This is a genomic window from Bacillus sp. FJAT-26390 (genome assembly GCF_001682865.1).
Classification (GTDB): domain Bacteria; phylum Bacillota; class Bacilli; order Paenibacillales; family Paenibacillaceae; genus Pristimantibacillus.
Genome location: NZ_MAQX01000011.1, coordinates 153,127 through 171,340 on the forward strand (window position 1 = coordinate 153,127; position 18,214 = coordinate 171,340).

The 18,214-nt window shown below is 49.6% G+C and carries 14 protein-coding genes; 4 read left to right on the forward strand and 10 right to left on the reverse strand.

Going from position 1 to position 18,214, the window contains the following annotated elements; translation table 11 throughout:
* Window positions 1-55: 55 nt before the first annotated feature.
* Both A7975_RS12440 and A7975_RS12445 read left to right on the forward strand, forming a co-directional pair.
* Window positions 56-913, forward strand: coding sequence for a helix-turn-helix transcriptional regulator (locus A7975_RS12440; protein WP_065385311.1), 858 nt, complete (start codon window positions 56-58; stop codon window positions 911-913).
* 83 nt (window positions 914-996) lie between these two features.
* Window positions 997-1,539 (forward strand): GNAT family N-acetyltransferase, encoded by a 543-nt coding sequence (locus A7975_RS12445; protein ID WP_053377893.1) that lies wholly within the window; start codon window positions 997-999, stop codon window positions 1,537-1,539.
* A gap of 12 nt (window positions 1,540-1,551) precedes the next feature.
* Here A7975_RS12445 and A7975_RS12450 read toward each other — a convergent pair whose 3' ends face one another.
* The 6 genes from A7975_RS12450 to A7975_RS12475 all read right to left on the reverse strand — a co-directional run bounded on the left by A7975_RS12450 (window position 1,552) and on the right by A7975_RS12475 (window position 7,417).
* Window positions 1,552-1,995 carry a hypothetical protein gene (locus tag A7975_RS12450; protein WP_065385312.1) on the reverse strand — a complete coding sequence of 148 codons (444 nt, stop codon included), beginning with the start codon at window positions 1,993-1,995 and terminating at the stop codon, window positions 1,552-1,554.
* Between the two features lie 18 nt (window positions 1,996-2,013).
* Window positions 2,014-2,427, reverse strand: coding sequence for a hypothetical protein (locus A7975_RS12455; protein WP_141680286.1), 414 nt, complete (start codon window positions 2,425-2,427; stop codon window positions 2,014-2,016).
* 489 nt (window positions 2,428-2,916) lie between these two features.
* Entirely contained in the window at window positions 2,917-3,351 is a 435-nt protein-coding gene (fucU, locus tag A7975_RS12460; RefSeq protein ID WP_053377035.1) for an L-fucose mutarotase, read from the reverse strand.
* Between the two features lie 46 nt (window positions 3,352-3,397).
* Window positions 3,398-4,900 carry a rhamnulokinase gene (locus A7975_RS12465; RefSeq protein ID WP_065385314.1) on the reverse strand — a complete coding sequence of 501 codons (1,503 nt, stop codon included), beginning with the start codon at window positions 4,898-4,900 and terminating at the stop codon, window positions 3,398-3,400.
* 51 nt (window positions 4,901-4,951) lie between these two features.
* Entirely contained in the window at window positions 4,952-5,611 is a 660-nt protein-coding gene (locus tag A7975_RS12470; protein WP_053377037.1) for a class II aldolase/adducin family protein, read from the reverse strand.
* Window positions 5,612-5,626: 15 nt separating this feature from the next.
* The gene (locus A7975_RS12475) at window positions 5,627-7,417 is read right to left on the reverse strand and encodes an L-fucose isomerase (RefSeq protein WP_053377038.1); all 1,791 of its coding nucleotides are present in this window, start codon (window positions 7,415-7,417) and stop codon (window positions 5,627-5,629) included.
* A 127-nt stretch (window positions 7,418-7,544) separates the two neighbouring features.
* Here A7975_RS12475 and A7975_RS12480 point away from each other — a divergent pair, with 127 nt between their 5' ends.
* The gene (locus A7975_RS12480; protein ID WP_053377039.1) at window positions 7,545-8,564 is read left to right on the forward strand and encodes a LacI family DNA-binding transcriptional regulator; all 1,020 of its coding nucleotides are present in this window, start codon (window positions 7,545-7,547) and stop codon (window positions 8,562-8,564) included.
* Between the two features lie 737 nt (window positions 8,565-9,301).
* Here the strand turns inward: A7975_RS12480 and A7975_RS12490 are convergent.
* From A7975_RS12490 to A7975_RS12500, 3 genes are all read right to left on the reverse strand, one after another.
* Entirely contained in the window at window positions 9,302-9,925 is a 624-nt protein-coding gene (locus A7975_RS12490; protein WP_065385316.1) for a hypothetical protein, read from the reverse strand.
* Window positions 9,926-10,081: 156 nt separating this feature from the next.
* On the reverse strand, window positions 10,082-11,170 hold the full coding sequence (locus A7975_RS12495; protein WP_065385317.1) for a tetratricopeptide repeat-containing glycosyltransferase family 2 protein: 1,089 nt from the start codon (window positions 11,168-11,170) through the stop codon (window positions 10,082-10,084).
* Between the two features lie 119 nt (window positions 11,171-11,289).
* Window positions 11,290-12,078 carry an AraC family transcriptional regulator gene (locus A7975_RS12500; protein WP_483295917.1) on the reverse strand — a complete coding sequence of 263 codons (789 nt, stop codon included), beginning with the start codon at window positions 12,076-12,078 and terminating at the stop codon, window positions 11,290-11,292.
* 215 nt (window positions 12,079-12,293) lie between these two features.
* Here A7975_RS12500 and melA point away from each other — a divergent pair, with 215 nt between their 5' ends.
* Window positions 12,294-13,592: an alpha-glucosidase/alpha-galactosidase gene (gene melA, locus A7975_RS12505; RefSeq protein ID WP_053377043.1), complete on the forward strand. Its 1,299-nt coding sequence runs from the start codon at window positions 12,294-12,296 to the stop codon at window positions 13,590-13,592.
* Between the two features lie 67 nt (window positions 13,593-13,659).
* Here the strand turns inward: melA and A7975_RS12510 are convergent, their stop codons facing one another.
* Window positions 13,660-18,168, reverse strand: a complete 4,509-nt coding sequence (locus A7975_RS12510; protein ID WP_065385318.1) for a PA14 domain-containing protein — start codon at window positions 18,166-18,168, stop codon at window positions 13,660-13,662.
* Window positions 18,169-18,214: the final 46 nt, after the last annotated feature.

Here is an 18,214-nt window from a genome sequence, read left to right on the forward strand (position 1 = left end):
CTGCAATAATCATTTATGATTAGTCGACAATGATTCATCAAGGAGTGTAGCCCGAATGTTCCAATTCATATGTCCGCCGCTGCCTCATTTCATGCAAGTCGGCGAGGATACTTATCCAGTCTTCGGCAAACATGCAGACCGCTCAAATATTGGCGTGTTCGATCTAATCGTCGTGACGCGCGGTTGTTTATATATGGAGGAGGAACAACGAGAAATCGACATCTCAGGCGGTCACTATGCGATCTTGCGTCCCGACCGAGCACACCGGACGACGAAGCCCTGCAGCGAGGAAACCCACTTCTATTGGCTTCATTTTCATACCGTAGGTCCGTGGAACGCTGCGAATGAAAAAGAACCCTTTACACTCTCCAAGCACGAGCTACCCTTTGCACAAATCGAATATTTTCCTTTTCACCTTCCTAGGCAAGGGAAGCTGCCGACGCCGCAAGCCATTGAAGAGAAAATGCACGAGCTGCTTCAATTGCAGGAGCAGCCCTCCTTACATTCCCGCTGGTCGCAGCAGCAGCTATTTCATACGCTGCTCCAAATGCTCCAGGAGGAGAGCGGGGCAGCAGCGGACAATCCTTATTTGCAAATCGCAGAGGCGGCTGCCCTGTTCTTTCGCCGCCATTATCAAGACCCGCTCAGCTATAAGCTGATGGCGGAGGAGCTGCATTTTCACCCCAACTATATTGCCATTTGCATGAAAAAGACATTCGGCTGCACGCCGCTTGAATATTTGACCCGTTACCGGATCGATAAAGCCAAGCAGCTGCTCATTCATACGAATGAGCCGATCGGAAAAATCGCTGAGGATACAGGCTTCGGCTCCTTCCCCTATTTCATTCGCAGCTTTAGCAAGCATACAGGCACGAAGCCTAAAGCGTTCCGCAAACAGTACCGTTCTAACTAAATCTGCTTTAAACTCTTGTAACTTCCAAAATTTCCTTTATACTTAATTAAAATTTATGTGGGGAGAGATGCTTTGTGGCTGCTATGTATACGGAGAGACTGATGCTTAGACAATTGGAACCATGCGATGCTGAAGCCTTGGAGTTACTGATCGATGATTATGAAATTGCCAGCACGACGTTAAACATCCCTTATCCCTATCCAAAAGGTTCTGCCGAAGCTTTTATCCATCGTAGACTGGAGGCCGCCCAGAATGGCGAAGGCTATACGTTTGCCATTATCAACAAAGAAGACCTTACTTTTATGGGCTCGATCGGAATGAATCTTAATCAATCGCATGACCGAGCAGAGCTTGGCTATTGGCTGGGCAAACGTTACTGGAACAAAGGTTATGTCACCGAAGGGGTTAAGCGCGTTACAAAATACGGCTTCGAGGAGCTTCAGCTTAACAAAATCCATGCCGCAGCCATGACCAAAAACCCCGCCTCATCCAGCGTCATGACAAAAGCCGGGATGCAATACGAAGGCACCTTCCGCGAGCATATTCGCAAATGGGATCAGTACGTGGACATCGCTTATTACGCGATTTTGCGCGAGGACTATTTGAAGACGGCTGCTGCCGAATAAACAGAAAGGACTTCAATTTTCGAAGTCCTTTTGTTCCCAATCTAAGCTATCGATCATATCTAAATCGTGGTCATCGTTAACAATCTTATATTTGATATGGCACGAGTCCTTAAATATCGCCATATATTTTTTATCTTTTGTCATTTCCAAGCCGAGATTGCCAGCATGATCGCTATATATTCTTATGGCATATTCGCTCTCGGAAGAAAAATCGCTTACTTTTTTCAGCTTCACACCGGATAAACCCTCTACCATTTTTGCCACAGTTTCTTTGTCTTTAATTGAGATTCTCGTTTCGTCGGAATATCTTTCTAACGACATCCCCACAGCATCCATTTCACCTATTCCAGCAAAAACTTCTTTTTGAACCGTCGTATTTTTCCCCTTATCTACGAAGTAAAAGATGCCAACAATAACGATCAATACAGCAAGCAACCAAATGGTCTTATTTCTCAAAACTCCCGCTCCTTCTCACTAGTGCCTAAAATTGTTGCCTATGATCGCCTCGGTGCCCAATTTGCCCGTAACGGTCTCTTTCTCTTCTTCTATTAAGGATTTCCAGGCAATTTCCCGCATTCTCATAGCGTTGTATGTTGCATCCTTATTGGGAGCCATTAGCTCAAACTCCACTTGTTTACTAAATCCTGAAAAGCTGCCGCCATTTTTTTGCGTGCCTACAAAACCAATAAGCAGTGTCATCCTTTGGTGGGGAGTGATAGAAACGACTTTAGCATCAAATTCCACATCTGCAGATGAATGCTTGAGCATAGGCCTTATGGACACGCTGTCCGCTTTGCCGTAATTATATAAAGTAACTGAGCAGCTCGCATTCACTTTATTCTCTTCCCCGCTGAATGTGCACTCATTGTTTTTTAACGAATAATCCATTTTCTCCGCTGCGGATGTATGATACAGGAGCAGAAAATGGCTTTTCTCCGAAGCAAACGGGAACAACCATATAAGCAAAATGCAGCCAATTATTATACGGTTACGGACCTTTCTCTCATTGGACCGGTAAGATTTGAGCGTTAAAACAATAGCGGCAATAAGCAGCGCTATGCCTATTATTCCAGGAAGATAAAAACCGTAATCATTGGATTTGGTCCACGGGGATAAACCAATAGCATTAAAAATGCGGTCACCTAACGAAGTTCCCGTATGATCTTTAAGAATAATAAGCAGCGCAACAAAAATGAGTGAGGGATATAATTGGTTTTTTTTCAGAGCAGATACCTCCCCTTAATCAACGAAAACAAGTATATACTTACTATAACACAAAAGATCACCCAATTGTTTCCTAAAGTGGAAAAAAGACCGCCCCGGTTTTTGACCGTGAGGCAGTCTTATAGATCATCCTAATTCGTAATAAATAACCTGCTAGCCTTCCGTAATAACGCCTTTTTTCAAAATAAGATTGGCGTACAACGCGCTCTCTCCTGTCGCAATGACGGCGTAGGCCTTCTTCGCCCGCTCATAGAACGCGAAGCGCTCCACCTGCTCGAAAGGCTCCGAAAGCCCCGTCCGCTGCTCGATGATTGAACGATATTGGTCCCATATCGGCGTTTGTACCGTATCTCCGGCTACTACCTGCATAAGCGCAGCCGGCTTCTCGACGTATTGGTCGAGCGGGAACAGCCGCAAAATCGCGTCAAGCAGCTCGGGCACGTTATGCCCATCGGCGCGGATAAGGCGCTGTGCGTGGCTTGCGCCCGGAAAGTTGCCGTCCGCGAGGACGATTTCGTCGCTATGGCCCATTTCACTGAGCACCTTAAGCAGCTCAGGGGAAATCAATTTCGATATGCCGATCAGCATATGTGCCTCGTCCTTTCTATGCTCCAGCCTAATAGATTAATAGTAACTATTTCACCGCTGCTAGCCGCTCAAACGATGCAAACGCCGTGTCCCATTCCTGCGAATGCGCAGCAGCGTATTCCTCGATTGGGAACGACGACGCAACAAGCATGCGCGCATCCTGTAAATCAGCGCACTCGCCCAGCGCGACGAGCTGCATGAGCATATTGCCAATTGCGCTCGCTTCCACTGGACCCGTCCATACCGGACGGCCAATCGCATTCGCCGTGAACCTGCACAGCAGCTCGTTTTGAATGCCCCCGCCTACCATATGCAAGCCGCTGAAGGACTGCTCCGTTAAAGCTTCCATCTGCGTCAACGCCTGACGGTATCTAAGCGCAAGGCTCTCTAGTATACATCTTGCGATTTCACCCACCGACTCCGGAACCTTCTGCGACGTTTGGCGGCAATAGGCTTGAATGCGGCCAATCATGCCAGACGGCGCATAGAAGGACGGATCGTCGGGATGGATGAAGCTGAGGAACGGCTCGGCGCGTTCCGCTTGCACAACGATGTCTGCGAACGACAAGTCGTTGCCCTGCTCCTCCCATTCGCGCTTGCATTCCTGCAAAATCCATAAGCCCATAATGTTTTTGAGAAGCTGGTAGGTGCCTCCGACTCCGCCTTCGTTAGAGAAATCGAGCTTCTGTGCCTCTGGCGTAACAAGCGGCCCTGCAAGCTCCGTACCGAGCAGCGACCAAGTGCCGCATACGAGGTAAGCAAATGCGGATTCGCCAGCTGCCGGAACTGCGGCAACCGCTGATTCCGTATCATGCGTGCCGACCGCAACCGCCGTAATAGGCGGCACATCAAGCTCTTCGCATACTTCGGGCGTCAAGCTGCCCACCTTCTTGCCAGGGTGAATCGGCTCGAGAAACAACCGGCTAGGAATGCCCAGCTGCTCCATCAGCTCCCTGTTCCACTGCTGCTCCTTAGGCTGGAACAGCTGTGTCGTGGTTGCCATCGTAAACTCGCACACCTTCTCGCCTGTCAGGAAATAGGCTAACAGATCGGGCGTAAGCAGCAGCGTGCTTGCCGCCGCCAGCTTAGGCGAACCTGCCTTTTTCATCGCATACAGCTGGTTGATCGTATTAAAGGGCATGAACTGCAAGCCGCCCTGTTCATACAAGCGGTCTTTGCCGATCAGCTCGTTCAGCTCTTCAATGATTCCCTCCGTTTGCGGATCGCGGTAATGATACGGGTTGCCCAGAAGCTCCCCATTCGCATCCAATAACCCAAAATCAACGCCCCAAGTATCAATGCCAAACGTTTGCGGCGTGTAGCCTTCTTGGAAGGCTTTGCGAATCGCAATCTTCAGCTCCTGCAAGAGGCGCAATATATCCCAGTGCAAATGGCCGCCTACGGCGATCGGCTGATTCGGAAAACGGTGGATTTCCGTCACCTTCAGCTTCCTTTGCCCGCTTGCCTCATCAGGCAGCAGCTCGCCGATTAACGCCCTGCCGCTGCTTGCGCCTAAATCAAAGGCGAGCACGGTCGCAAGCTTCGTCATGCTTTAGAGCCTCCTTTGAGTAAAAGCCAGCGCCATGATGGCGCCAGCCGGTCACTTCATCTTTTGCAGCAGTTCGATGCGGTATGCTTCGCTCTCAAGCGATGCGATCTCCTCGAACTCTTCCTTCGTAAGCACCTTCGGCTCGCGAATCGCTTTGGCGATCAAATAAATTTTCGTGCTTTCCTCCACGACTTCGGTACGGTAGTAGGCTTCGCGCAAATTGCGCCCCGAAGTCACAAGTCCGTGGTTACCGAGCAAGACGGAGCTTGCTTCATTCACTTTCGCTACATAAGCGTCAGCGAGCTTATCCGTTGTAGGAAGAACATAAGGCACGTATACGGTTTTGCCGACGAGCGCCGCTTGGTCCGGGAACATGATCGGCAGCTCCTGCTCAACTAACGTAAAAGCAATGCAATAAGGCGGATGCGTATGAACGATTGCACCGATATCCGGATTTGCGCGGTATGCATAAAGATGCATCAGCACCTCTGAGGACGGACGCAGGCCGATATCCGTAATTTCCCCTGTCTCGATATCCACCTCGACCCATTGATGCGGCTCTACCTCATCAAGCGCGAAGCCGCTTGGCGAAAGGTACATTTTACCCTCGAATTTAGCGCTAATATTGCCGCCTGGCCCAACGACCAGCTTGTTCGTTACCGTCTTGCGGGCATATTTGCATAGCTCATTGCGAATGTTAGTGCTGCTCATTGTAAAACCTCCAATTTATTTATAAATAGGTCCGAAATTTTGACAAGCACGGTAATCCGCGCTCTCTGCATTTGCCGTACCGAACAAGCCCCATGCTCTAGGACGGAAAATGCGTTCTTCCGGAACATTATGCATATTAACTGGAATCCGCAGCATCGAAGCAAGCGTAATTAAATCTGCGCCGATATGTCCGTAGCTGATCGAGCCATGATTCGCACCCCAATTGTCCATTACCTCATATACGGAGTGGAAAGCGCCCTCGCCCGTAATCGTTGGAGCAAACCAAGTCGTCGGCCATGTTGGATCTGTACGATTATCCAGCGTGTTATGCACATCCTCCGGCAAATCAACCGAATAACCTTCCGCGATTTGAAGAACAGGACCGATGCCTTTAACCAAGTTGATGCGTGACATCGTCATCGGCATGCCGCCGCGTGTCAAGTAATCAGAGGAGTAACCGCCGCCGCGGAAATATTCAACGGAAGCAGGACGCCATGATGTAGCATTTAGACATTTTTGCGCCTCGTCCTCGGAAATTTCCCAGAAAGGCTTCATAGCCGGCTGGCCGTCTCTTGTCTGCTCGCCAGTTCCGTCCATCGTTGCAGAGCCTGAGTTAATCAAGTGAAGGAGACCGTTCGCTGCCGCTCCCTCAAGCTTATGTCCGGTTACGCGCTCCACCGATTCAGGGCTCCAGTACGTACGAACATCCGCAAAAATTTGAGCCGTATTCGTAAGCAGGTTCCCAAACAGCATCACGACGCCGTTCAAGCTGTCATTTTCCGTTGCCACCATATAGGGAGCCCGAATGCCGTTCCAATCATAGGAGGAGTTAAGCAGCGTTTCCATGAAATCGCCGTTTGGAAAATGGTCCGTCCACTGCCGCTGGCCTTGGAAGCCTGCCACGATCGCGTTGTGTCCGCCTGCCTCCTCGCCAAAGCCAAGCTCTGCGAGCCTTGGATTGCCGACCATGAGGTCACGGGCAATTTGCGTCATTTTGACAACCGTTTCCCAGTCTGTATCCTTCTGCTCTCTTGAGGTTTGAAGATGGGCTGGATTGTTGTCCTTGCCTTCTATACAGTTTTCCTTCACCCACGTAAGCGCTTTCTCATACTCCGCAGGATCAAAAATATTTTCTTCCATACGGCGTACGAATTCACTCATGTCAATATATTCGGTACGCATGCCAAGATACTCTTGGAAGAAAGCGTCGTTTACGATTGAACCTGCAATACCCATCGAAACCGAGCCCATCGATAAGTAGGATTTGCCGCGCATATAAGCTACTGCAAGCGCCGCTCTAGCAAAACCAATCAGCTTGTCTTTCACATCAAACGGAATGGAGGTGTCGCCTGAATCCTGTACATGCTCGCCATAAATGCCGAACGCAGGTAGCCCTTTTTGCGCATAACCGGACAATACAGCCGCCAAATACACAGCACCCGGGCGCTCCGTTCCGTTAAAGCCCCATACCGCCTTCGGAATGGACGGGTCCATATCCATCGTTTCTGTACCGTAGCACCAGCATGGCGTTACCGTTATCGATACCCCAACGCCGGATTTGGCAAATTTATCGGCGCATGCCGCCGCTTCGGATACTCCGCCAATACAGCTGTCAGCAATGACACATTCGACCGGCTCACCGTTTGGATAGCGCAAATGCTCCGACAACAGCTTCGCAGTCGCGATTGCCATGTTCATCGTTTGCTCCTCTAGTGATTCGCGAACCCCTTTCCGTCTGCCGTCAATTGTTGGTCGAATGCCGATTTTTGGAAATCCGCTTTGGAAACGCAAATTTGTGTCCGTCATGAATAAAACCTCCATTAGGTTATAATAATGTTACCGATAACCTCAAAATAACAATAAAAAAGGTTGCTGTCAATGACTACTTTTCTGTATGATAGAAACTATGATTTAGCGATAAGGGGACAAAAATATGGTAACGATATATGATGTAGCGGCCAAGGCTAGCGTATCCGCTATGACCGTCTCCAGAGTTATCAATAACACTGGTAAAATAAGCGAGAAAACAAGAGCAAAGGTAAAGCGTGTCATGGAGGAGCTTGGTTATGTACCGAATCAAACGGCGCGCAGCCTCGTTCTCCAGCAGACCAAGCTGCTCTTTCTGCTCATAACCGATATTATGAACCCGTTCTATACAACGCTGGCCCGCGGCGCCGAGGATGCTGCCAAGCGCTCAGGCTACCGCCTGCTGTTCGGAAACAGCGATGAAAGCTTGGAGAAGGAATCCGATTATGTGACAACAATATTGACCACGCGCGTAGACGGGGTTCTGGTCGCGCCCGCCGGCGATCCGTCGCTGCCTCATTTGGAGTCGCTGCGCAAGCATAACGTTCCGTTCGTGCTGCTTGACCGCGAAGTGCCCGGCATCGAATGCGACATCGTGCTCGGCGACAGCAAGGATGGCGCGAGACGACTCGTCGAGCATCTTGCCTCGCAAGGGCATCGCACCATCGCGATGGTGAACGGCTCTCCTTCCATCTCCAGTGCGCGCCTTAGGCTGCAGGGCTATCAGGACGGATTGAAGCTAAACGATTTGGCGTATGATGAGCGATATGTTTTTGAGACGAGCTTCGGCCCTTTAAATGATTTAACGGAGATGGGCCAGTGGCTGGACCAGCTGGAGCCTGCTCCTACCGCTATCGTGGCGGGCAATAACGTGCTTGCCGTAGAAATATTAAGGCTGCTTCGCGACCGCGGTTTGCGTGTGCCGGAGGAAATGTCCATCGTCTGCTTCGACGATCTTGGACCGTATTCGGAGGTCGAGCCTTTTTTGACCGTTGCTGCCCAGCAAGCTTACCAATTCGGGTACATGGGGATGCAAATGCTCGTCGAGCGCATTCAAGAGCGCGAAACGGCGCTGCCTTGGAAAAAGATCGTATTGCCAGCGGATTTGTTGATCCGCAGGTCGGTGAAGGAAATAACGACGCTTTAAGAAATCATAACGAAAACGAGCCTTCGAATCGCTTCTAAGGCTCGTTTTATATTGACTGTCTCTTGTCGCCACAGCCCTAGTCCCCCTTCGCAGTCGAACAGGAGTAACGTGAAATTGTCGATGTGGCTGCGAATAAATCGCCTAGCTGGAAAACATCAGTAACTTTTTCTCAAAAAGCTGTTTTCAGCGTCCACGTATATCCTTCGCGCGCTTCGTTCGCCCCATAGAAATACCATGTCAACCATCCTTCCCCCATGCCGTTGGACGGCATTAACAGGAAATTCTCCATCTAATTTTCTGATTTGAAGGAAATTAAATCACTTATCTGGAAAACCTCCCGTTAAATATCGTACTTTCGCTCATATTCGACTGAAAATAGAAAATTTGCGGGAGAAATTCCCTCTAATACTGATTCCACCCTCAAAAGCGCTTGAATTAGCGGGAAGATTTCCCGTTAATCTTAATGCTAGAGTGTATCTTGGCGGGACGGGGGTTGGTTGGTGGACGTTTGAAGGGGTTGGTGTGATTGGTTGAACAGCTGGTTAGTCAAGGCGTGACGCGTGTTCAGCTGGTCGGGTGGTTAGTTGTTGGGATGGTGCATGTTCTGTTTGACAAATATTTGGTTGATCGAGTAGCCACAAAGCGGGTTGCTGAACGAACAAGGAAAATGAAAAAACGAGCCCCTAGAATCGCCGCTAGCGCCCGCTTTTGTATATGATCTTATTCACATACTCTCTTTAACTGATTCTAGCGCCTTCAAAACGTGTCGATAATCCGCTTTGAATTTCTACGTTTTTCTCAAAAACGGTAGCAAATACTTGCACTCTATCACGCGCTTCTAGTTCTACGATACCGCTAGCTTCTATAATGCCTGACGTATTGTTAAAATCCTCTTGGTCGGAAATTCTCGGCACGCCATTGACTCTAATCTCTAAATCTAGCGTATAGGCTGTCACGGTAACGGTTTGAAAAAAGACGCTCGCAAACAACGTATATACACCGTCTTTTTTGGGGCGAAAAGTCGAGGTAGCCGAATTATATTCGTTGCCCAGATCAAGCTCTTCGACCTGATATTGAACCTGCTCTGTCATACCATCAAGCAGTTGTTGATCAACACCAGAGACCGCTCTAAACGCAGAGTTGCGCCTAACACGCTGTTTGATGACTCTCTTTTTCCTAATAATTGGCCTGCACACGATAGGTTTGCACACGCGTTTCTTCCTGACAATCGGCTTGCAAACAACCGGCTTTCTCACACGCTTCTTGGCGACAATCTTCTTGCAAATAATTGTTTTGCTAACACTCTTGCGAACGATGCTTTTGCAGACGAGCTTTTTTAAACCTACTCTTTTAATCGTCATTGCTTCTCCTCCACCTGTTAAATCTTGCTAGCATGTAATTATCATATGGATTGCCGCAGCTAATAGATACGATATTCGCCCTAACTATACGAAATAGGCTTCCCGTTAGCTGCTGAAATCTCCTTAATGCAGCCTGTCGGAAAGCCATGATCACCATCATTTAAAATAACCTCTCCTGCTCAAATGCTTCACCAGTACTTGCTTATTGTCTAAGATGGCTTGATCATTTGGAGAGTACGAAAGCGCAATTTCATTATGCTCATAAGCTTTCTCCAGCTGCCCAAGCTTGCCATAACATTTGACGAGCTGAAGATGGGGAAACCACGTCCAAGCCATATGATTAATGCCGCGCAGGCGATCCTTTGGTTTCTCCAGCCTCAGCGCCAGCTGATACCAATTCACGGCTTTTTCAAAATCAAGGTTCTCCTGAAAATAGTAAGCAATCCGGCATACATAATCGGCGCGCGGGATGTCGTAGTTAAACGTTTGCAGCAGCGATTGCAGCTCTTGCTCTTTATAACCAAGCTCGTGATGGCAATGAGCCATCCGGTCACAAGCTAACAATTTATCTTCAAAATAACGGTATGGATCGGCTATGATTATTTGATAGATTCCGATTGCTTTGTCAAAATAACCATGAGCCGTTAACTCCATTGCATATTGCAATTGCTGATGATTCGAAAGACTAATTCCCTTCGCTAGCCTGCTCTCATAGATTCGCAAATTCCGATCCGACTTCGCATGCACACGCCCATGACTAACTGCAATGTCTGAGAAAACCACCTTTCCTGAGACCGCTAGCTGCTCATGCACCGGGTCATGCCACTCAAAATGAGCGGAGCGCTTGACGAGCCTGTTTCTTTTGATCACTGCCGCTGGCTGCCCAAGCGGATCAAATGCGACGTAATAGTCCATGCAAACAGCGTCAACAGCCGGATCTAAGCTTTGTTTGAGCGTTTTGAACGCCTCCAAATCCTTCTCCTGCACCCAATCATCCGCATCCAGCCATAAAATATAATCACTTTCCGCATGCTCGAACGAGTAGTTTCTCGCAGCAGAAAAATCATCGATCCATTCAAAATGAAAAATGCGATTCGTATAGTTAGCAGCAATATCCCTCGTACGGTCAGTTGATCCTGTATCGACGATGATGATCTCATCAACTAGCTCTTTGACAGAATCCAAACACCTAGCCAGAACCTGCTCCTCGTTTTTGACAATCATGCACAAGCTAATCGTAATCACGGTTTCCGCTCCCCCTAATTTGTTCCGATACATTATATGGAGCATGCCTTTGCCGCGTTTGGACAAAATAAAAAAGCCATTCGGCTAACAGCCGAATAACTTTTCATAGCGGACAAAAACTATTCATTCAACATGTTTTTCCGAAAATCGGTCGGCGATTGCCCGCTCCATTTGTGAAATTGTTTGGTGAAAAAAAGCGGATCATTGTAGCCGACAGAAGTGGCGATCTGCGCTATGGTGAGCTCACCCTCGAGCAGCTCCTCCGCCTTCTTCATGCGCACCTTAAACAAATATTGCATAGGCGGCAGGCCTGTCGCCTCTTTGAACAGCCTCGTTAGATGAGCGCGATGGTAGCCAAGCGTGCGGGCGATGCTTTCAATGGACAGCTGCTGCCCATACTGCAAGGAAAGCAGGCGGATGGCCTGGTCAATCTGGCGATAAGAGCGAGACGCCGGCACGTCAGCCGCGGTGCTCTCAGTAAGGTGCAGCCGTCCTAGCTCATGCAAAATCAACCGCAGCCAGCCCGAAGACTCCATGTTTCCAAGAGCGGGGGCATTCGTTTTCTCCATGCTTCTGCGCATGCTCCTGAACATTTTCTGCATGACGGGCAGCGAGCAATCACAGATGACTCCTTGATCCGGCGTAATGCCGATCGAGCTGAGCGAAGACTCTACGATCTCACCTGAGAATGCGACCCACATATACTTCCAAGGATTGCTCATGCTTGCCTCGTACTTGACCAGAATGTCGGGAAAAATAACGAAGGCATCGCCTTTCTTCAACGAATAAGCCTTTCCTAGCGTTTCAAACATGCCCTCGCCGTCCAGCACAATATGAATGAGATAATAATCGTGAACCGCCGGTCCGATAAAATGGCCAGCGACCGGCTGTCCCTTTCCGCTAAACAAAACGGACATTTCTCCTTTTAACGGAGCTGCGTTAATACTTAATGAAAGACTATGATGCGATTCCAACGTCACACCTCCAATCGTGCCTGCTCTAGCTATCATACTAAATGATGCAACATTTCTCCATATAATGCTTCGTTCCTTCCATATTCTTTTCCCTCTTTCCTCCTTATACTAGAGGAGTCAGCAATCATCCACTAGGAGGCTATTGTCTAATGTCTAAAATTACATTTATTGGCGCAGGAAGCTCCGTATTTGCGAAAAATATTCTCGGCGACGTCATGCAAACACCAGCGCTTCAAGGATTTGAAATCGCTTTATTTGATATTGACGCAGAGCGTCTGCATGATTCGGAGCAAATGCTGCTTAATCTTAAGCAAACCAGCGCAAGCACCTGTCACATTAAAGCTTACTCCGATCGTAAAGAAGCGCTTCGCGGAGCTAAATATATCGTTAACGCTATCCAAGTAGGCGGCTATGATCCTTGCACCATCACCGATTTTGAAATACCAAAAAAATACGGCTTGCGTCAGACGATTGCCGATACCGTTGGAATCGGAGGCTTGTTCCGCAATTTGCGCACGATTCCGGTCATGCTCGATTTTGCCCGCGATATTAACGAGGTTTGTCCAGACGCCTTGTTCCTGAACTACACGAACCCGATGGCTGTTCTCACCAATGTGATGAACACGCATGGCGGCGTCCAAACCGTCGGCCTATGCCACAGTGTACAAGTATGCGTACCGCATCTGTTCGAGCACTTGGATCTAGACCCAACGGGCGTTAAATACAAAATAGCAGGCATCAACCATATGGCATGGCTGCTTGAAGCAAGCAAGGACGGCGTCGATCTTTATCCGGAAATCAAACGCCGCGCGGCCGAGAAGCAAAAGGAGCAGCATAGCGACATGGTCCGCTATGAGCTGATGCTGAAATTCGGTTATTACATCACCGAATCCTCCGAGCATAACGCCGAATACCATCCCTACTTCATCAAGCGCAACTATCCGGAGCTTATCGAACGCTTCAACATTCCGCTCGATGAATATCCGCGCCGCTGCGTGAGCCAAATCGAAGGCTGGAAGTCGATGCGCGATTCGCTCGTTAACGACCGCAACCTTGAGCATTGCCGCAGCCTGGAATATGCTTCTTATATTTTGGAAGCGATCGAAACGAACAACCCGTTCAAAATCGGCGGCAACGTCATGAATACCGGCTTGATCACGAACCTGCCGAAGGAAGCTTGCGTAGAAGTGCCATGCCTAGTCGACGCGAACGGTGTAACGCCAACCTATGTTGGCGACCTGCCGCCTCAGCTCGCTGCGCTGAACCGCACGAACATCAACACGCAGCTGCTGACCATCGAAGCTGCAATTACCGGCAAGCGTGAACATATTTATCACGCCGCTCTGCTCGATCCCCATACCTCTGCCGAGCTGTCTATGGATGACATCGTATCGCTTTGCGACGAGCTCATCGAAGCACATGGCAGCTGGCTGCCAAGCTACAAATAATGAGAAAAAGGGTGACCAAAAAGCCATTTGGCTTCTGGTCACCCTTTTTTATTGCCCTATATCCGCATTAGCCAAGAATCCATCTCGCAAGCATCGCGATATCTTCAATGTCGACTTTGCCATCGGCATTAAGATCGGCTTTTTTGTACTGCGACCAGTTCGGATCCGCGCTTGTTTTACCGTAAGCAGCAGCCACGATGCCAAGATCGCCGACCGTAATCTTCTGATCGTTGTTGATGTCGCCTGACAAGACCGATGCTTGGAAGGCTGTCGCAGCTGCGTGAAGCTGAGCAATTGCGTCTCTTACTTGTACATCGGTTGCATTCGGGTTGACCGCGACTTCTTTTGCTTTTGCGATCGCAGCGCCGAATGCCGCTTTAGCTGCAGCTGGATATTGTCCAGGCTGCGTGCCCGCTACCGCTCCGTTGTAGAGAGCCTCCGCTGCCGCAATAGCTTCATTCAGTGCAGTCAAATCTACTTGCGCACTAATCTGTACCGTATGCGCTGCGCCATTTACCGCAAGCTCTTCCCCTAAGCTGTTGGCGACTTCAATTCCGCTTACGGAAATATCCGCACGGACAGGCGCACCTGTTACGCTGGCGAGAAAGGTAAGCTTCAACCATTCCGCATCCGCAGATAGGCTGCTGCCTTGGCCCGCCGCAATAATGCGAACCTTGCCTGGCTCAATGGCATGCTTCTCCAGAATGCCAAAGCCCTCCTGCAAGGAAACAGCCTCCGACAACGCCAGCTGGTTAGGATTGAAGGTAATCGTTAAAATTTGAGCATAAAGCGACTGGAACTTCTCTGCTGTAATATTCGATAAGCCCACCTTCAGATCAAAGGATTGACCTGCTTTTACCTGTGCTGGACCAGCAAGCGTAGCTGACGCCTCTGCAGGAGCAGTCGGTACGACTGCGGCTGCAAACGTTGCTGCCGCTTGGCTCAGCGCTGCTGCTGCTGCATCTACTGCCGCTTGATCCGCAGCCGCGTTAGCTGCTGCTGCTTTTGCCGCCGCAATCGCCGCGCCGAAAGCTTCCTTCGCGACTTGCGGATATTGTCCCGGCTCCGTTCCGGTTACCGCTGCGCTAAGCTGTGCTTCGGCGGCTGTTATCGCAGCTTGAAGCGCTGCTTTATCAGCGGCTTGCACAGGACCAACCGAGAAATAATCAAAATTGGCTTGAATGGAGGTTTTATCCCCGGAAGATAAGCCGTAGAAACCGATTTTCAGATTGGATAGGCTGACAGTCATCGGATCTGCCGCAGCCTTCCAAGCCGTTCCATTCCAATAGAACGTGGAAACGACATTGCCAATCTTGCGAATCTGCAAATACGACGTATCAAAACCTGGATGATTCGCCATGTTTGTTGCTTTTACATAAGCGGCGTTTTTCTCGTAAGCAGTCTCCAGGCTTTTGCCTGTTGAACCGTCCGTATCCCATACATGGCCTAGCTTCACGTAATTGTCTTCATTTTGCCATAGGAAGAGACCTGCTTGCTGATAGTTTTTCCGAACGGGAGCTTCGACTTTAGTCGTAATAACAAAATCGCCGGCCGGTGCGTCTTTCAAGAAAATATTCGGCAAATTATTAGAGCCTTGGAACGTATCGCCGGCGGACGTGTCTAGGCTGAGGAAGCCCGGCTTGCGCGTTAGCGACCATTTGCTGTTATCCGCTTTAAATACCGACCATTCTTCATTTAGCGCCGCAGCATCAAAGCCATCTACCCTCGAGCCTGCTTCAATTGGATCATTAACGGCAGCGAACAGCTGCCCGCGCGCGTTTTGCAGCGATTTTAGTGCCGTTTGGATATCTCCGGCAAGTGCATTCGCGTTCTCAGCAACCGCCTCAGCCGCATCTAGAACGGCATTAAAAGCATCAACCACCGCTTGCTTATATTCGCCGGCACCCGTGCCGATTTTCGCCTGGCCGACCATCGCCTCCGCCTTCGCGATTTCAGCAAGCAAATCCGTTTTTGTCGCTGTGCCGATAAGCTCGCGATGTGCGATCGCAATGCGGTCAAAGTCCATTTTCTCTACTTTCCGGTCATAGGACAGCAAGCCGTTGATTTCATACTCCACATCCGTAATTTGAGTATAAATAGCGGCGCTTAGTCCGCCTTCCTTCAATTGCTTCAGCCTATTAATATAATTGATGTAAGTGGAAGTAAGCTGTTCCTTGCTGTTCATTAATTGATAGGAGAACACGAGCGGACTCCATTCATGTCCAGGCACGTGCAGCCCTAGACCGCCGTATTCGCCAAGCACCGCAGCTCTTGTATCGCTTGCATTCGGCGCTCCAGGATCAGGATATCTGTGCATATCGAGCAAATCGCCCGCTCCGGCATCCCACCAGCCACTCGTGCTGTTGATGAGACGAGTCGAATCCAGTCCTTTTACATAGGCCGTAGCGTCCCTCGTCTGTTGACCGCCTTGGTCGAATTGCCCCCAGCCTTCATTAAACACAGTCCATACAATAATAGATGTAACGCTGCGAAGCTGGTCTACCATTTCCTTGTATTCCTTAAACCACTGCGTTTTTGTTGGCTGCGTAATATCGGAGCCTTTATTGCCTTGGCGATCCTCCAGACTCGGCATATCCTGCCATACGAGTACGCCGAGCTTATCCGCCCAATAGTACCAACGGGCAGGCTCTACCTTAATATGCTTGCGGATCGTATTCATGCCCACGCGCTTGACCGCTTCAATATCGAATTTCAAAGCTTCATCCGTAGGCGCCGTATAGATGCCGTCCGGCCAGAACCCTTGGTCGAGCGGGCCCATTTGGAACACAAAATTTCCATTCAGTAGCGGACGGGTTACGCCATCAACTTTGCCTAGCTTGATCTCTCTCATCCCGAAATAGCTCGTTACCTCGTCTACCGTTTGCGATCCATCCTTCAAATAAACCTTCAAATCGTAGAGGAACGGATCATCGGGAGACCATAGTCTTGCATTTGGCACTGGTACTGCAATCTCCGAGCCGACGTCACCTGTCGCCGTTCCGATTACATCGCCATTTGAGAGCACGACGGCTTCAACGGTTTGGCCTTGAATGCCGCTTCCCGCAACGCTCAGCTTCAATTCTCCCTTGTGGATATCCGTCGCCATATCCAGCTTCTCGATATGCGCTGCCGCTACCGGCTCCAGCCATACCGTCTGCCAAATACCGGATACGGACGTGTACCAAATGCCGCCGAGCTTCTTAACGGTTTGTTTGCCGACCGCTTGGTCTGCTCCCATATCCGTCTCGTCAAGCACGTGGACGATAAGCTCATTGTCGCCAGCTACTAGATAATCGGTAATGTCGAAGCTAAAGGACGTGTAGCCGCCTTTATGGCTGCCTACCGATTGTCCGTTCACATACACCGTTGCCAAATAGTCTACCGCGCCAAAATTAAGCTTCACGCGCTCACCGTCCCAGTTTTTCGGAATGGTGAACGTACGCTTATACCACATTAAATCCTCGACGCGGTTGATGCCTGAAAGCTTCGCCTCTGCCGCGAATGGCACGAGAATCTTTTCTTTCAGCGTTAAGCCGGCAGGAACTGCCTCTCCCTTCTTAGCCGCTTGGAACTCCCACTCGCCGTTCAGATTAACCCAGTTTTCACGCGCCAATTGCGGTCTTGGGTATTCCGGGAGCACATTTTCCTTATCCACGTCATCCGCCCATGGGGACATAATTTGATATTTCGAGCCGTTAAGCAGCGGCTTATCGAAGCCAGCTACGACCTCGCCCGCCAGCGTCTCTAGACCGCCCTTGCCGTCATAAACCGCTTTGACATTGCCTATATCCCTGGAATTAAGCGGCTCTGTTAGCTTAACGGCAACGACTTTGTCATCGCCTTCCTTCAAAGCCGCAGAAGCAAGGGACAAGCTGCCTGTTGCGATATTTACTTTCAAATGTTTCACAAGCTCGGCTGTAACCGGTTTTAACGACGCTTCGAAGGGAAGCTCGATTTGCAGCCCATCCTCCGATACTATGCCGCCAGGCGCAAAGCCGTCCGGCAAATAAAATGCCTGCGTCGGCACCGCTTCCTTCGCTACGCTCGGGCTAGCCCAGCGCATGTGTACATTCGAGCCGCCGGAATCCTCGAATAATTCCAGCTTAATGCTGTACTTTTGACCGGCAACCAATGCGACCGGCTGCGAGGTTTGTTCTTTATCCCAATCCGCGACCCAGTGATCGATCGTCAGCTTATTATCAATCCATAGCCGGAAACCATTGTCCCCTGTAATATAAAACGTATAGTTCTCCGAGAATTCGGGCTGGATTAACCCCGTCCATCTAATCCCGACGCGATTTTCTTGCCCTGTATACATTTTAATCGACGGCTCAAGATTAGAAATGTCCAGATTCGGGTCATACCCGGTACCCTTAAAGGTGTCGAATGTAAAATTGGGAGGTCCTCCCGCGGTATAATATTCGGCTTTCAAGCCATGGTACGCAGCCGGCGCAGCTCCTCCCGCCGAGCCTTCCGCTGCCGCAGCCCTTGGGGCAAACGAGATTGCGGAAGCCGCAATGCTCAAAATCATCGATAAAGTTACAAGCATACTTATTGCTTTGCTTCGCTTCAACATGTATGGAACCTCCAATATTTCATATTAAAATTGGGTGGGGGAAGTG

Coding starts and splice junctions, on each gene's coding strand:
- melA (WP_053377043.1), top strand. CDS start 12,294: ATGTCTAAAATTACATTTATTGGCGCAGGAAGCTCCGTATTTGCGAAA.
- A7975_RS12440 (WP_065385311.1), top strand. CDS start 56: ATGTTCCAATTCATATGTCCGCCGCTGCCTCATTTCATGCAAGTCGGC.
- A7975_RS12475 (WP_053377038.1), bottom strand. CDS start 7,417: ATGACGGACACAAATTTGCGTTTCCAAAGCGGATTTCCAAAAATCGGC.
- A7975_RS12455 (WP_141680286.1), bottom strand. CDS start 2,427: ATGGATTATTCGTTAAAAAACAATGAGTGCACATTCAGCGGGGAAGAG.
- A7975_RS12470 (WP_053377037.1), bottom strand. CDS start 5,611: ATGAGCAGCACTAACATTCGCAATGAGCTATGCAAATATGCCCGCAAG.
- fucU (WP_053377035.1), bottom strand. CDS start 3,351: ATGCTGATCGGCATATCGAAATTGATTTCCCCTGAGCTGCTTAAGGTG.
- A7975_RS12490 (WP_065385316.1), bottom strand. CDS start 9,925: ATGACGATTAAAAGAGTAGGTTTAAAAAAGCTCGTCTGCAAAAGCATC.
- A7975_RS12510 (WP_065385318.1), bottom strand. CDS start 18,168: ATGTTGAAGCGAAGCAAAGCAATAAGTATGCTTGTAACTTTATCGATG.
- A7975_RS12465 (WP_065385314.1), bottom strand. CDS start 4,900: ATGACGAAGCTTGCGACCGTGCTCGCCTTTGATTTAGGCGCAAGCAGC.
- A7975_RS12445 (WP_053377893.1), top strand. CDS start 997: ATGTATACGGAGAGACTGATGCTTAGACAATTGGAACCATGCGATGCT.
- A7975_RS12480 (WP_053377039.1), top strand. CDS start 7,545: ATGGTAACGATATATGATGTAGCGGCCAAGGCTAGCGTATCCGCTATG.